This is a genomic window from Enterococcus sp. DIV0294 (genome assembly GCF_050558155.1).
Lineage (GTDB): Bacteria > Bacillota > Bacilli > Lactobacillales > Enterococcaceae > Enterococcus > Enterococcus faecalis.
Window position 1 is genome coordinate 2,240,100 of the sequence record NZ_CP187889.1, and the last position, 14,713, is coordinate 2,254,812.

Annotated in this window: 13 protein-coding genes; 2 read left to right on the forward strand and 11 right to left on the reverse strand. The window is 37.2% G+C overall.

The genetic code is table 11. The features are described from left to right. Positions 1-17 precede the first annotated feature (17 nt). The 8 genes from IGJ20_RS10870 to IGJ20_RS10905 form a co-directional block, all read right to left on the reverse strand. A complete protein-coding gene (locus tag IGJ20_RS10870) occupies positions 18-1,100 on the reverse strand; it encodes a M42 family metallopeptidase (RefSeq protein WP_002367214.1) in 1,083 nt (360 codons plus the stop codon). A gap of 213 nt (positions 1,101-1,313) precedes the next feature. Next, complete coding sequence (gene dltD, locus IGJ20_RS10875) at positions 1,314-2,585, reverse strand: D-alanyl-lipoteichoic acid biosynthesis protein DltD (RefSeq protein ID WP_002407260.1); 1,272 nt, start codon at positions 2,583-2,585, stop codon at positions 1,314-1,316. After that, positions 2,585-2,821, reverse strand: coding sequence for a D-alanine--poly(phosphoribitol) ligase subunit DltC (dltC, locus tag IGJ20_RS10880; RefSeq protein WP_002356389.1), 237 nt, complete (start codon positions 2,819-2,821; stop codon positions 2,585-2,587). Before dltC ends, dltD begins: the two co-directional genes overlap by 1 nt. A gap of 32 nt (positions 2,822-2,853) precedes the next feature. Beyond that, positions 2,854-4,059, reverse strand: a complete 1,206-nt coding sequence (dltB, locus tag IGJ20_RS10885; protein WP_002382500.1) for a D-alanyl-lipoteichoic acid biosynthesis protein DltB — start codon at positions 4,057-4,059, stop codon at positions 2,854-2,856. Further along, complete coding sequence (gene dltA, locus IGJ20_RS10890; protein WP_126254681.1) at positions 4,056-5,576, reverse strand: D-alanine--poly(phosphoribitol) ligase subunit DltA; 1,521 nt, start codon at positions 5,574-5,576, stop codon at positions 4,056-4,058. Before dltA ends, dltB begins: the two co-directional genes overlap by 4 nt. A 14-nt stretch (positions 5,577-5,590) precedes the next feature. After that, entirely contained in the window at positions 5,591-5,740 is a 150-nt protein-coding gene (locus IGJ20_RS10895) for a teichoic acid D-Ala incorporation-associated protein DltX (protein WP_002356384.1), read from the reverse strand. Positions 5,741-5,943: 203 nt separating this feature from the next. Continuing rightward, a complete protein-coding gene (locus IGJ20_RS10900; RefSeq protein ID WP_126254682.1) occupies positions 5,944-8,040 on the reverse strand; it encodes an ABC transporter permease in 2,097 nt (698 codons plus the stop codon). Next, positions 8,030-8,797: an ABC transporter ATP-binding protein gene (locus tag IGJ20_RS10905; protein WP_002356382.1), complete on the reverse strand. Its 768-nt coding sequence runs from the start codon at positions 8,795-8,797 to the stop codon at positions 8,030-8,032. Before IGJ20_RS10905 ends, IGJ20_RS10900 begins: the two co-directional genes overlap by 11 nt. 405 nt (positions 8,798-9,202) lie before the next feature. Between IGJ20_RS10905 and nrdD the strand changes: the two genes are divergently transcribed. Both nrdD and nrdG read left to right on the forward strand, forming a co-directional pair. Next, entirely contained in the window at positions 9,203-11,386 is a 2,184-nt protein-coding gene (gene nrdD / locus IGJ20_RS10910; RefSeq protein WP_002385686.1) for an anaerobic ribonucleoside-triphosphate reductase, read from the forward strand. Between the two features lie 32 nt (positions 11,387-11,418). Then, complete coding sequence (nrdG, locus tag IGJ20_RS10915) at positions 11,419-12,015, forward strand: anaerobic ribonucleoside-triphosphate reductase activating protein (protein ID WP_002356379.1); 597 nt, start codon at positions 11,419-11,421, stop codon at positions 12,013-12,015. 44 nt (positions 12,016-12,059) lie between these two features. Here nrdG and dinB read toward each other — a convergent pair whose 3' ends face one another. The 3 genes from dinB to IGJ20_RS10930 form a co-directional block, all read right to left on the reverse strand. Next, positions 12,060-13,175, reverse strand: a complete 1,116-nt coding sequence (gene dinB / locus IGJ20_RS10920; RefSeq protein WP_023894966.1) for a DNA polymerase IV — start codon at positions 13,173-13,175, stop codon at positions 12,060-12,062. Between the two features lie 128 nt (positions 13,176-13,303). Continuing rightward, positions 13,304-14,062 carry an ABC transporter permease gene (locus IGJ20_RS10925; RefSeq protein WP_002356377.1) on the reverse strand — a complete coding sequence of 253 codons (759 nt, stop codon included), beginning with the start codon at positions 14,060-14,062 and terminating at the stop codon, positions 13,304-13,306. After that, a complete protein-coding gene (locus IGJ20_RS10930) occupies positions 14,046-14,708 on the reverse strand; it encodes an ABC transporter ATP-binding protein (protein WP_002356375.1) in 663 nt (220 codons plus the stop codon). The genes IGJ20_RS10925 and IGJ20_RS10930 overlap by 17 nt, the downstream gene beginning before the upstream one ends. Between the last annotated feature and the right edge of the window lie 5 nt (positions 14,709-14,713).

Here is a 14,713-nt window from a genome sequence, read left to right on the forward strand (position 1 = left end):
TTCCATCCTTTCTGAAACTAATAACTAGTCAATTTAGCGACTGTTTCTTTATCTAGACGTTTCACCACTTCTGTGACTAATTTGACTGTGTTGAAATAATCATCTTCATGAATAACTGAGGTATGTGAATGCAGATATCTAACAGGCACCGTGATGGCTAATGATGGAATCCCGTTGCGCGTTAAATGCATGCGGCCAGCATCCGTACCTCCCCCTGTAATCACTGTATATTGGAAGGGAATGTTATTTTCTTCCGCCACTTGAATAACAAAATCACGTAATTTTTTATGCGGAATCATCGATGCATCATAAATCAAAATTTGTGGGCCTTCACCTAAAACAGAGTCGGCTTCTTTAGGTGTCATTCCTGGTGTGTCACCAGCTGTTCCTGTGTCTAAAGCAAACGCTATGTCTGGATTCACAAGATGCGTACTTGTTTGTGCACCGCGTAGCCCAACTTCTTCTTGCACATCACTGCCTGCAAATAAAATATTGGGGTGCCCTTCTGTCGCTAAATTTTCTAAAACTTTTAATGAAACGGCCGTACCAATTCGGTTATCCCACGCTTTTGCCAATAAAAATTTTGTATCATTCATGCGACGATAGTCAATATATGGTGTCACCATATCTCCTGGATGAATCCCCCATTCTGCAACTTGTTGATCGCTACTTGCACCAATATCAATAAACATATCTGCAATCTCATAGGGTTTGTTACGAACTTCCGCTGTTAACACATGCGGTGGTTTAGACCCAATGACACCATGGTAAACCTTACCAGTCGTGGTTTTAATCTGAACTTGTTGGGCCAACATCACTTGCCCCCACCAACCGCCAACGGTTTGAAATTTTAAAAAGCCTTTTTCTGTGATTTGGGTAACCATGAAACCGACTTCATCCATATGCCCAGAAATGTAGACTTTTGGTCCTTCTTTATCACCAACATTTTTTGCAATAATACTGCCAAGGCCATCATATAAAAATTTATCCGCATACGGTGCTGCATACTTTTTAAATAACGAACGTACTTCGTCTTCATTCCCAGCAATCCCTTTAGCACTTGTTAAATCAATTAACATTTTTTCTTCTTTTGCATCCATAAAAATAACTCCCCTCAAAAACCAATTTTATCCATTATACCACGAACTAAAAAAATACTTACAAAAAAATAAATTGAGCAACGTTCTCCACTAAAAATAAACGAAAAAACAGCCTGCACGCTCGTTATTCAACGGCAGGTACAGGCTATTTTCATTGTTACGAAGCGTTTCTAGTCCGCTTCAGATAATTGGTACTTGATCCATCTTGCCTTCTTAAAATTGAGGTAAGACCAATGGATTTTGTTGTTGCCAATCTGTCTGATAAAAACGATCATCAATTTGATATGCTAACTTTTTAGACGCAGGTTGTTTCATAAATTCATCTACTTGACGATCAACAGCGAGCCAACCACGCCAACCTAAATGAATCGTGTCCGCCATAAAGTAGCGTTCATTACTACATGTTGAGAAGTCAGCAATGTTAGTAAAGCCTTGCTCTTGAAGTTGATATTTCAGCTTGCGTGCTACTTGTTGCAACATATCTTGTGACAAGCCCGTATAGTCCGACCAACGTTTGTTAACAGGTGGGATTACAAATAAAACATCGACATTTTTTTCTGCTAACTGTTCTAACGCAGCTTGGAAATCACCATATTCTGGAGAAAAACGATAATCCCATTTCTTTTGTGAATGAGCTAATTTCGGTAAAACTGGTTTAATCCGTTGGCGATAAAAACCGTTACTAATTTCAAATTTATTATTAATGGCTTTTGCCGCAATTTTTCCAGCTAGCTGATCTAATTCATTAAAATTATACGTAGCGGGTAATTGTTTCATATCTTTTTCAACAATTGGTTCTCTGCTAACCATGCCAATTTGGCTAAACAATTCATCTTCACGATTCAAGAAACGGAGATTCATTATAAAATAATCTCGTTGAGAGCGTTGGGGAAGTTGCCCTGCCTGCAGATTTGCCAAAGTTTCCATTAAGACTTTGTCTTTTTGAACAACTGGAAATTTGGTCAAACGTTGTGCTAGATATTGGTCACCACTGGTTAATTCGGTTAAATTAGCTAACCATTGATAGGTTTGTAATTGTGAATAGTGTGCACCAAAACTATCATTAGGTACACCCTTTTTGACAAACCATTGCGGAGATAAAATAAAGACCGCTTTTTTATTGGCGATCGCATCGCCCATCGAATGAATGACCATCGCTTGGGTTAATGACTGTGTGCCCGCTTCTCCTAGTAAAAACGGTCGGTAGTTCCGTTGATACTTTTCAGAGAGCACACTAGGGTGGAAAGCACTAAATCGACTTAATTCAGAAGAGCCAAAAAAAGGAACATATTTACCAGAAGCCACTGCTTTGTTTTTAATCACATTGCCTTTTAAAACGTTCGGTGCCATTGACGTTGATGCTTCCTTCAACGTTTTTTCGGAAGTTAAATTGATTCTGAACGGTGCAAAAAAGAACACTGCAACCAAGACCGCTGAACAAAGCACTGGACCTAAGATTCTGATTAGTCGTTTTTTTCTAGACATTATTGTAAAGCTTCCACTTGTTGAATGATTTGTTTTGGTGTTCCCCATACTTCACGGTCAAAGTCTGATACAGGAACTTGGATTCCTAATTGTCCTTCAATTTCTACTAATAATTGAACCGTCGCTAAAGAGTCCAATAATCCTTCTTCAAATAATTGAATGTCTTGATTGTTGACAACTTCGTCTGTTCCTGTAATATCTTCTAAAATGTTTAATACTGTTTCTTGAATGTTCATTGTAAATTGCCCCTTTATATTTTTATTTTTGTTTATTTAAACCATAGTTTGTCTAAAAATCCTGAGAAAATCAGGAAGCTGACACAAACCGCTTGGAAAGTTAAAAAGACTGCAAATGCATGTGTAAATTTGTTTGATGGTATCTTGTCTTTATGTTTTTTCTTAAAACGTAGCCAAGCATCTGTTACACAAATTAGTGTTGCATGGTAGAGCCCATAAGCGATGTAGAACCACGTTAATCCATGCCAAATGCCCATGATTAAGAACAACGCAAAGTAACCAATATTAGAAGTCACAATCCGACTTTTAAAGACTTTCTTTTTCATTAAGAAAAACATTAAGCGCATGTAAATGTAATCACGGAACCAAAAAGATAAGGTCATGTGCCAACGATTCCAGAATTCTTTAATATTCCAACTTAGGAACGGTTTGTTAAAGTTCATTGGTGTATCATAGCCCATTAAATAACTTGTGCCAACGGCCAGTAAACTATAGCCTGCGAAATCAAAGAATAGATACAAACTGTAATTATACATATAGCCGACTGTCCACCAAGATAAACCACCTTGTGCCAAGGCCATTTTTTCCACATGTGGTAAAAAGACACCACCAAGATAATGACTGATAATAAACTTATATAAAAATCCTAAAAATAAATAAAAAATTCCTTTTTCTAAAAAGTCTAAATATTTCTCCGCACTCGGCGGGTTTTTCAAATCTTTTTCAAAGCGCCGATAACGATCGATAGGTCCTGAAGAAATAGTCGGGAAAAACAAGAGAAACTGAATGTAACGAAACGGATGATATTCTTTCATTACGCCATCCCGTAAATCCATGACCACTTGGACCGCTTTAAAGGTTAAATAAGAAATCCCTAAAAAGCCAAGTAAGGTTGTTTTGCCTGTCATGAAGGGAGAAACTTTCACCCAAACAAGCGGTAATATAGCTAAAAAGACAGCCAGATAAAAGACCCAACCTGCATTTTTATTTTTTCGATAAGCCGCATAGCCCCACGTTAGTAACGTCTGATAAATAACATATACAATCAGAGCGACTCCTTGTTGCCAAAATTCGCCACCAAAACTGATATATAGAAAGACCAGTGTCACGAGCGTTTGATACCAAGGCCAACGTGTCCCTTTAATGGCTAAAGTTAAAATCATCGGCAACAAGGCCGCAATTAGCAGAACAAAGTAATACGGTGCATTATAGGGAATCATATGAGGAAAATTCATCATGTGGCATTCACCTCATTCATCAACCCTTTCCGATCAATTTTGCCATTACTTGTCAAAGGTAATTGTTCAACATATACAAATTTTTGCGGAATCATATAGTCCATTGTCAACGTGGCTAATTCTTGTTTAATTGCCTTAGTTAATTGAAAATCACTTGAAAATTCATGTGCTTGCGGAACGACATAGGCAATTAATTGTTGGACTTTATTTCCTTGATATTTCGGCACAACGACTGCTTGTTTCACGTAGGAAACATTCGTTAAGTGATGATCTACTTCTTCTAACTCAATGCGGTAGCCATGCAATTTAATTTGAAAATCTAAGCGTCCCTCATACTGCAATAGGTTATCGACTAACTTTCCAGCATCGCCTGTGCGATAAGCTGATACGCCATCTAATTGGAAAAAAGCTTCAGCTGTTTTCGCAGGATTATTTAGATAGCCTTTGGAAACACTTGGTCCAGCAATGACGATTTCACCAATTTCACCTGCAGGTAATTTTGACATGCCTTCCATAATATAAATTTGCGTATCCTCTTTCACATACCCAATTGGTAAACGTTGGACACTTTTTAAAACTTCTTGAGTGATTTCAATGGCACTAATCGCTACAGTCGCTTCTGTCGGCCCATACGTATTATAAATATGCGCAGTTGGGAAACGAGCGGCTAATTTCTCAGCCGTTTGTTTTGGTAATTCTTCTCCACAGAATAAAAACGTGCACAGTGCTGGTAGATGTTCACCATCGAAGCTTGGTTCCATTAGACACAATTCAATAAAGGACGGTGTTGAAACCCAGACGTCGATTGTTAATTGTGGCAAACGCGTAAATAATTGTTTAAAATCGTTAATGATTTCATTGGGTAACGGAGTTAATGAGCCGCCTAACGCCAATGCGGGATAAATAGACATCACCGATAAATCAAACGAATAAGGTGCCTGTGCTAAAAAGCGGGCCCCTTCTTCTAAACCAAAATCTTGCAACAACCAATTCGTAAAGCTAACTAAATTATCATGGCTGATTTGCACACCCTTTGGTACGCCAGTTGTCCCTGAAGTGAAAATGATATAGTAATTACTTGCTCCTGTGACAGGTATTAACGCAGGCGCATGCCGGGGTGCATGCATCATCATTTCCGTTAATTCTTCCGCCGTAATTACTGGCACTTCGGTGGCTAATTCAGGCCATTCATGCACAGCAATCACTGCGGTTGGTTTGGCTACGTTTAGAATTAGTTCAATGCGTTCTTTTGGTGTATGTGCATCAATGGGGATATAGCTAAAACCAGCTTTCGATGCGCCTAGAAAACTCACAATCATTTCAAAATCTAATTCTCCGTATACGACAATCGCTGACTTGTCCGTTTTCAGCTCAGCTAAATAAGCGGCTAGATTGTCTGACTTTTCTTTTAACTCTCCATACGTAGAGACTTTTTCTTCGGTTAAATAAACAGGACGTTGGGGTTCTTTACGTGCCCATTCATCAATCGTTTGAATCATATTAATTACTTTTTCCATGTATAGCCGCCTCCTTAAAACTCGTTATAAATGAAGGTTCCTCCATTGATATTCTTGTAATGATAAAGATAAATTAATGCAATGACAATGAAAGAATAAAATAACGTTTTACCGATGAATTTAAGACTTTCGTTATTGAGAATTTTCTGAAAAGTTGTTTTCATTATCATTCACCTCCTAAGGTTAATCGCTATCCATTATTTTATGCTATATTTCAGCAAAGTCCATTGAAATTTCTTACAATTTAATAAAAAAACTAACAATTTCGTCACTTCTTAAATTTTCATGATTTTCATAAACGGAACTCTCATAATTTTTTCGCATAAAGAAACTGTAAAAACCGCTTCACAACGGCTTTTACAGTTTTTTAAAAATGGATGTGTCGAATCATCCGCGCATAAATGGCAGACGTTAAAATATAAAAAATTAGATAAACAATTATTAAGATTCCACAAGAAAGATATACTAACAAATATCCTGGACTCTTAATAAATTGGCTTAGCAAATAAATGGCAAAGGTAGTATGCAAAATCCCAATGACCATCGGCGGAAAGAAAATCAAACTATTCTGTCGATAAATTTGCTTAGTTATCGCTTTACTAGAAACACCCATCCGTTTTAAAGTCACGTAATCTTGACGCTCACTTACAGCTGAAAAGAGTTGTCGTAACATCAAAATACTGCCCGTAATAAACAACGCTAAAATTGCCACAAACATGGAGACATATAAAGTCAAGCCGTTAATTTTTCGTTCATAGCGTAAAGAGGCGTAGCGATCATTCATATTTAGCCGCCAAGTTTCTGTGACATCATCTTGCGTATTCTTTACCTCTTCGTTAGGCATTTGTTTGGCAAAACCACTCAACTGCTGGTTATTTTTTTCATACTTATACAAAATTGGCGCTTGCCATTCTGTGGCAATCTGTTTATTTACGGCTTCATAAAGTTTTTCACGGCTTTTCGTGTCAACATTTACGGCGTTAATCTGATACTGAATGGAATTTTTTGTCACTTTCTGATAAAGGGCATCGGAAACGACAATCGTTGGTAAGGAATATTGCAATAAAAAATTACCTAGATAGTTAGGCAGCACTTGTTGTAATTGTGCCTTCTCCCCTTCAACAAATTGCAGTTTCGATTCATAACGAGACATACCACTTAAAATATTGGTAAAGCTATCCATGTAGATAACACTTTGGTCATTTTTTAAATGTAAATCGTTTAAATAAGGATTAATTTTTTGATAGTTGCGGTAATTTGAGAAGGATAAAACATTAACTGCTTCAATCGTTTCTTGTTCCTCTTGCGCTTGACCAATTCGCAAACTTCGTTCAATTCCAGTAATTTTATAAGAAAGTGTCACTTCATTTTTTATTTTGGTGTCCTTCGCTTCATCGAGAACTTTCTTCAATTTAGGATAGCTTTCCTGTGAAACTAAAAAGTCCACGGGGCCATCACTGTTGACCGTGTGCATACTAATCGTATACACAAAAACCATCACGCCGATCCCACTCAAGGCTGTCGCAATTAATAAGGTCAAACCAGTGAGTGTTTTGCTACTTTTAAATAAGTAGCGTTTGGCATTGCCTAAAGTAATCATACGTAAATCTTGGTAATACCATTTTTTTCTATGATTAAATAAGCGAATGATAAAATACATGGTATAACGGAAAAATAAATAAGTTCCCACCACACATAGACCCAAAATGATAAAAGGCGTCAATGTAATAATCATCGGAATCGAGATATCCAATGAATCATTTAATTGTTTATACACAATACCTGTCGCTAAATTCCGAAAATCAAATGCAATAAAATAACCAGCCAGTAAACAAATAGGTCCTAAAATACCTAGAAACTGTCGCCGTTTCGTTAAACGACTATAATTAATTTGACCAATTTTTTCTTGGTGCATAAGCTGCGACAATGGATAACGATAAATCATACAAATACTTCTTAAGCAGACAATCAAAATCATAAATGCAAAAGCTACACCGGTTTCAATAACGGAACGCCAAGAAATATAGAAGAAACTGGGGACTTCTAAAAACATAACTTTGGCTAAAATCATTGAAAACAACTTGGTGAAAATCACTCCTAAAATAATCCCATTAATTAGTGAAACAAAGCCTAAAACTAAATTTTCCACTAAAAAAATTAGTGAAACTTGGCTCTTTCTCAAGCCAATTAATCGATACAAGCCAATTTCTTGGCTACGTTTTCCTATAAAAAAACGATTTGCTGCCAACATAAAGCCCAAAATAATAATGGTGACTAAGGTACTACCGAGTCCTAAAGATCGCTTAATTTCGATATCACGGCCTGCACCTGCGACAAGAGGCTGGTTGTAAGCAATCGCACGGAAACAATAATAAACGACCGCTGCAAAAGTCATACTAATATAATAAACCAGATAATTAGGTACATGAGCTTTTAAATTTTTTAATGATAGTTTAAAAATCATTTGCGCGCCCGCCTCCACCAATCGTTGCTTGCATATCTATCACACGATTAAAAAATTCCTTACGTGATCCTTGACGAACAACTTCTGAGAAAATCGCACCGTCTTTAATGAACAAGATGCGATTGCAAAAACTGGCCGTGTACGGGTCATGTGTCACCATCAAAATTGTGGCATCATCATGTAGATTAATTTCAGCTAAATATTTCAACAATTCTGTTGCTGATTTTGAATCCAGTGAGCCAGTTGGTTCATCTGCAAAAATAATTTTAGGGTTCGTAATCAAAGCACGAGCAGCTGCTACCCGTTGTTTTTGTCCCACAGATATCTCTGGTGGATAAGCAGATAAAAGCTCCTGAATCCCCAAAATCGAAGTCACATGTAACAAACGTTTATCCATTTCTTCTAATGAAACTTTTTCTACAGCTAAAGGCAACAGAATATTGTCCTTCACATTTAACGTATCAATTAGGTTAAACGATTGAAAAATAAACCCCATTTCGTTTCTTCGAAAATCACTTAATTGATTATCTCGCATTTTTAAAATATCTTGTCCGGCGATGCGCACGATTCCTGCGGTTGGCAAAATAATCGAGGATAAGACATTCAACAGTGTCGATTTCCCAGCACCGCTGGGACCCATAATCCCCACAAATTCGCCTTCGTCAACGGTAAACGAAATATTATCTAATACTTCTGTTTTATTATTTAAACGACCATATGTCTTGCTGACATGGTTTACTTCTACAATTTTTTTCATTTTTCTCGCTCCAACGTTTTGTTATTACTCTTATTTTACCAAGAAAAAATCTGAATGAACATCGTTTTATCTTACAATATCGTTCGGTAGTCAAAGAATAATTGGCATTTCGTGAATAAATCCGCAAACAATTATTATTTAATAATTGTTATTTTTTAGTGTTGCTTTTAGCAATTTGGCAAAAAAATCTTTGCTGTTTTTTAATTTGGACAAAGAATTTTTTTCACGCAAAAAAATTTGCTCAATCCTTTTCTTCATTTGTTTTCATATTTTTTCAAAACAGCGCAAGCACAATATATAGTGTTTGTCTAGTGATATTTTACTAAAAATACGCAATATATCGATTGAATTTAGCCGACCTTTGTATTAGGATAGTTACTAACGAGATATAAGGAGCTGGATAAAATGATGAAGATTACTGATGAAAAAGCCGAGGATGTTAATCTCTCAACAATTAAAGTCGTCAAACGGGATGGTCGTTTAGTGACTTTCGATGATCAAAAAATATACGATGCTTTGATCAAAGCTGAACAAAAAATACATGACCAAGTCACTCCTTTGACACATCAAAAAGTCCAATCGATTGTTGCCGATGTCAATCGAGAAATTGCCGAACGTTTTACCAATAACGTAAAAATTTATGAAATTCAAAATATTGTGGAACATACTCTGCTATCCAACAACGAATATGCCTTAGCCGAAGAATACATTCATTACAGAACCCAACGTGATTTTGAGCGTAGTAAAGCGACTGATATTAATGTATCTATCGGCAAATTAATTAATAAAGATCAGACTGTCGTGAACGAAAATGCCAACAAAGACAGTGACGTTTTTAATACGCAACGTGATCTAACCGCTGGGATTGTTGGAAAATCAATTGGTTTAAAGATGTTGCCTTCACACGTAGCTAATGCCCATCAAAAAGGCGACATTCATTACCACGATTTAGATTATCATCCATATACGCCCATGACAAACTGCTGTTTAATTGATTTTAAAGGCATGCTAAACAATGGCTTTAAAATTGGGAACGCTGATGTCGAATCACCAAAATCAATTCAAACGGCCACTGCACAAATTTCTCAAATTATTGCCAATGTAGCTTCCAGTCAATATGGTGGTTGCTCTGCCGATCGGATTGATGAATTATTAGCGCCTTTTGCGGAACGTAATTATGAAAAACATTTAGCAGATGCGCAAGAATGGATTGAAGGAGAAGAACGCCAAAAAGCATTCGCTCGGAAGAAAACGAAAAAAGATATTTTTGATGCCATGCAAAGTCTTGAGTATGAAATTAATACTTTATTTACTTCCAATGGACAAACCCCTTTTACTTCTCTGGGATTTGGTTTAGGTACCAACTGGTTTGAGCGAGAAATTCAACGGGCGATTTTACAAATCCGAATTAATGGTTTAGGGATTGAAAAACGAACAGCTATTTTCCCAAAACTGATTTTCACAATTAAACGCGGCGTCAATGCGCAACCTACTGATCCAAACTACGATATTAAACAACTGGCACTGGAATGCGCAACGAAACGCATGTATCCTGATGTTTTAAACTATGATAAAATCGTTGAACTAACAGGTAGTTTTAAGGTACCAATGGGCTGTCGTTCCTTTTTACAAGGCTGGAAAGACGAACAAGGTGAAGAAGTAAATGTTGGCCGAATGAATTTAGGCGTTGTGACCTTGAACTTACCAAGAATCGCTTTAGAAGCGCAAGGAAGCCAAGAAAAGTTCTGGCAAATTTTAAATGAACGTTTAGCGATCGTTAAAGATGCTTTGGTTTATCGGGTTGAACGTGTTAAAGAAGCTAAACCAGCGAATGCACCGATTTTATACATGTATGGTGCATTTGGAAAACGTTTAGCTACACAGGATGCCGTAGATGAACTGTTTAAAAACAAACGTGCCACGGTTTCACTTGGCTATATTGGCTTGTATGAAGTGGCTTCTGCCTTTTACGGCGGTGCTTGGGAGGACAATCAAGAGGCCAAAAACTTTACACTGGATATTTTAAAAGAACTGAAAAAAAATGCCGACAACTGGGGCAACGAATACGGCTATCATTTTAGTGTCTACTCTACACCGAGCGAAAGCTTGACTGACCGTTTTTGCCGTTTAGATACTGAAAAATTTGGCATCGTCGAAAATATTACAGATAAAGAATATTACACAAATAGTTTCCATTATGATGTACGCAAAAATCCAACGCCTTTTGAAAAACTTGATTTTGAAAAGGATTATCCAAAATACTGTTCTGGTGGTTTTATCCACTACTGTGAATACCCCATGTTACAGCAAAATCCCAAAGCACTTGAAGCTGTCTGGGATTACGCTTATGACAAAGTTGGCTATTTAGGAACCAATACGCCAATTGATCATTGTTATGCCTGTGGTTTTGAAGGGGACTTCCATCCAACTGAACGTGGCTTTGAATGTCCAGAATGTGGCAATCATGATCCTAAGACTTGTGATGTCGTTAAACGGACTTGTGGTTATTTAGGTAACCCGCAAGCTCGCCCAATGGTACATGGTCGTCACAAAGAAATTTCCTCTCGTGTGAAACATTTAAAAAATTAAACTCGATTATTCTATAGAAAGAAGTTTTGCTGATGCGTAATCCGAAACCACAAGAATGGAAAACCGAAGACTACAGCCAAAAAAAGATTGCCGATTACAAAGCGTTCAACTTTGTTGATGGCGAAGGTGTACGCAATAGTTTATATGTGAGTGGCTGTCTCTTTGCTTGTGAAGGTTGTTTTAACAAAGCTGTCCAAAATTTCAATTACGGTACGCCGTTTACAGAATCTTTAATGAATCAAATTATTGAAGATTTGTCCCATGACTATGTCCAAGGTTTGACTCTTTTGGGTGGTGAACCCTTTCTGAATACAGATGTTTGTCTTAGTGTAGTCAAACGTGTGCGGGAAACATTTGGCTCAGCCAAAGATATCTGGTCTTGGTCTGGGTATACCTTTGAAGAACTACTTTTAGAAACGCCTGATAAGCTTGAACTACTCCATTCAATTGACATTTTAGTCGATGGGCGTTTTGAACTGGCAAAACGTAATTTAAATTTACAATTTCGTGGCAGTAGTAATCAACGGATTATTGATGTACCCAAATCACTTGCTGCTGGCAAAGCTGTTATTTGGGAAAAATGTCATGACGCCGAAACGTCTTATGAACAAATCAAAAAATCAATTTAAAAAAGTTAGCCCTTTAGCCATCTCTTGAGGATGTGTCTAAAGGGCTAACTTTTTTCCCATAAAGGTAAAACAATGTTTTCATACGCTAGTGGATCTAAATTCGTTAAAGTAATGCCTAATAAACGGATCCCTTGTTCTAAACCTAAAATATCTTCCCAAATTAAATTCGCTTGATAGAAAAGTTCTTCTTTTTTAGAAATATATTCAGGTAATGTCACACGTTTCGTAATCGTCGTATAGTCAGTATAACGAACTTTCAGGACTACTGTTTTGCCATGCTTTTGCACTCGTTGCAACGCACGCTCAACCCCTGCTGCTAATTGTCTCAATTGAGCCGTAACCTGCTCTTCCGTCGTTAAAGGGGTGCCGTAAGTATGTTCTTTCCCTACCGACTTACGATCTCTAGTCACTTGAACTGGCGCATCATGGATACCGCGGACTTTACGATACAATGAATAACCCATTTTACCGAATAACCGAATCAACGTCATCTCATCTTGCTTGTATAAATCTGCTCCAGTAAAAATCCCTAGTTCATGCATTTTGGGCACTGTTTTTTTCCCGATTCCGTGGAAATCTTCAATCGGTAATGCTTTCAAAAAATCTTCGGCCTCTTCTGGTAAGACAACCGTCAGGCCCTTTGGTTTCTGGAAATCTGATGCTAACTTGGCTAAAAACTTATTGTAACTAACACCTGCCGAGCAAGTTAACTGCAATTCATGCCAAATATCATATTGAATCATTTTCGCAATTTTAATAGCCGACTTACTGTTGACCTTATTTTCAGTTACATCTAAATACGCTTCGTCAATAGATACTGGTTCAATCACATCTGTGTAGCGGCGAAAAATTTCACGGATTTCTTGAGAAATTTCACTATATTTCTGATAATTACCTGGCTTAAAAATGGCACTTGGACATAGTTCATACGCCTTTTGAGCACTCATAGCCGAGTGAATACCGTACTGTCGAGCAATATAATTCGCTGTGGTCACCACTCCTTTGCCCCCAGTATCACTTGGATGGCGCGCAATAACTAACGGATGTCCTACTAGCTCTGGATGATCTCGTTCTTCAACTGAAGCAAAAAACGCGTCCATATCTATATGTATAATTTTTCTCGACGTATCTTTTTTTAAGGGAAAACGTAATTCGCTCATCATTTTGATTCGCCTCCTCCCTCCATTATATACGAACGTCCGTTCTTTTTCAAATTGAAACTTCTTTATTTCAACCAGAAAAAGCTGAAAATCCGTGAAGTTATAAACACAGATTTCCAGCTTTTTAATTAAACAACCAATTGTTTTTGTTGATTATAGTAGCCTTTATAGGCAAGATAAGTTGCAATCACTGAACCAATACTTGTTGCTGATAGCAACATAAAAGTCACCATAATCTGATATTTTATCGCATGGACAGGATCAACGCCCGCAAAAATTAAGCCTGACATCATCCCAGGCAAACTAACAATTCCGACAGTTTTGGCAGAATCAATCGTCGGCGCCATCCCGGTTTTCACACTTTGTTGGATGATTGGTAAAGAGGCGAGTTTGATAGTTGCACCTAATGCTAGTTTCTCCATTACCGCTTGCCGTTGGTTTTGAAAAAGAGTATCTAAATTGCGATAGCATAAACCAATTGCCACCATCGAATTGCTGGCAATCATCCCACTGATAGGAATGATTTGAGAAGGAATAAATTTAATAGAACCAGAAAAAATCAAAATACCAATGGTAATTCCTGTACTACAACCAATCGCAATGAAAGAAATCAAAAAGCCCTTTTGTAATTGCTGGCTGCGTTTTTTTGCATTAAAGGCTGCGTTGGAAACAATCACCAAAACCATGATGAGCGTTAAAATCAGGTTATTGACTTGAAAAACATATTTTAATAAATAGCCGACTGCGACTAATTGAATGACTGCTCGAATCACACTAATAATAATATCTTTGGTAAAACCTAATTTTTCTTTAGTACTAATAATTAATGCGACCACTACTAGCATGGCTGAAAAAAATAAGGATAAATTATTAACTGCTAAATCCATCTGTCGGCGCCACCTTTCCTGCTACAATACGAATCACTTGCTGTGCTTGCTGAATTTCTTCGGTATCATGCGTGACACGAACCAGCGTGACTCCTTGCTCTTTGTTTAATTGGTTTAACAATTGATTGACAATTTGTTTGCTTTCTTCATCTAATCCCGTTGTAACTTCGTCTAATAATAAAACATCTGGTACAAAAATAATGTTTCGTAGCAAAGCAACCCGTTGTCGCTCACCACCAGAGAGTTCGGCTATTTTCTTTTCAAGATAAGCAGCGGGCAATTTCACTTGTTGGAGCAATGCCACGACTTTTTCCTGATTAAACGCTTCTTGTCTGACGGTAAATGGAAATAATAAATTATCATACACGGTTTCACCAAATAAAGTTGGCTGCTGAAAACAATAAGAAACCTTTTGGCGGTATGTTTCGATTGGCATTGTAGTAATTGGCGCTTCTTGATAAAAAATTTCGCCTTCTGTAGGACTTAATAATGAAGATAAAATTTTTAAAAATGTACTTTTCCCGCTACCTGAAGGACCAACAATTGTTGTATTGCTGCCTGTTTCAAATGACAAATCAATATCAGAAAGAATGCTACGACCATTTACTTGATAAGACACGCCTTCTGCTCGCAATAAATTACTCATGTTTC

What these genes read in the sequence shown, in the direction of transcription:
- dinB (WP_023894966.1), bottom strand. Translation starts at nt 13,175, where the DNA reads ATGAGCGAATTACGTTTTCCCTTAAAAAAAGATACGTCGAGAAAAATT.
- dltA (WP_126254681.1), bottom strand. Translation starts at nt 5,576, where the DNA reads ATGGAAAAAGTAATTAATATGATTCAAACGATTGATGAATGGGCACGT.
- dltB (WP_002382500.1), bottom strand. Translation starts at nt 4,059, where the DNA reads ATGATGAATTTTCCTCATATGATTCCCTATAATGCACCGTATTACTTT.
- dltD (WP_002407260.1), bottom strand. Translation starts at nt 2,585, where the DNA reads ATGTCTAGAAAAAAACGACTAATCAGAATCTTAGGTCCAGTGCTTTGT.
- IGJ20_RS10905 (WP_002356382.1), bottom strand. Translation starts at nt 8,797, where the DNA reads ATGAAAAAAATTGTAGAAGTAAACCATGTCAGCAAGACATATGGTCGT.
- IGJ20_RS10895 (WP_002356384.1), bottom strand. Translation starts at nt 5,740, where the DNA reads ATGAAAACAACTTTTCAGAAAATTCTCAATAACGAAAGTCTTAAATTC.
- nrdG (WP_002356379.1), top strand. Translation starts at nt 11,419, where the DNA reads ATGCGTAATCCGAAACCACAAGAATGGAAAACCGAAGACTACAGCCAA.
- IGJ20_RS10930 (WP_002356375.1), bottom strand. Translation starts at nt 14,708, where the DNA reads ATGAGTAATTTATTGCGAGCAGAAGGCGTGTCTTATCAAGTAAATGGT.
- dltC (WP_002356389.1), bottom strand. Translation starts at nt 2,821, where the DNA reads ATGAACATTCAAGAAACAGTATTAAACATTTTAGAAGATATTACAGGA.
- IGJ20_RS10925 (WP_002356377.1), bottom strand. Translation starts at nt 14,062, where the DNA reads ATGGATTTAGCAGTTAATAATTTATCCTTATTTTTTTCAGCCATGCTA.
- IGJ20_RS10900 (WP_126254682.1), bottom strand. Translation starts at nt 8,040, where the DNA reads ATGATTTTTAAACTATCATTAAAAAATTTAAAAGCTCATGTACCTAAT.
- nrdD (WP_002385686.1), top strand. Translation starts at nt 9,203, where the DNA reads ATGATGAAGATTACTGATGAAAAAGCCGAGGATGTTAATCTCTCAACA.
- IGJ20_RS10870 (WP_002367214.1), bottom strand. Translation starts at nt 1,100, where the DNA reads ATGGATGCAAAAGAAGAAAAAATGTTAATTGATTTAACAAGTGCTAAA.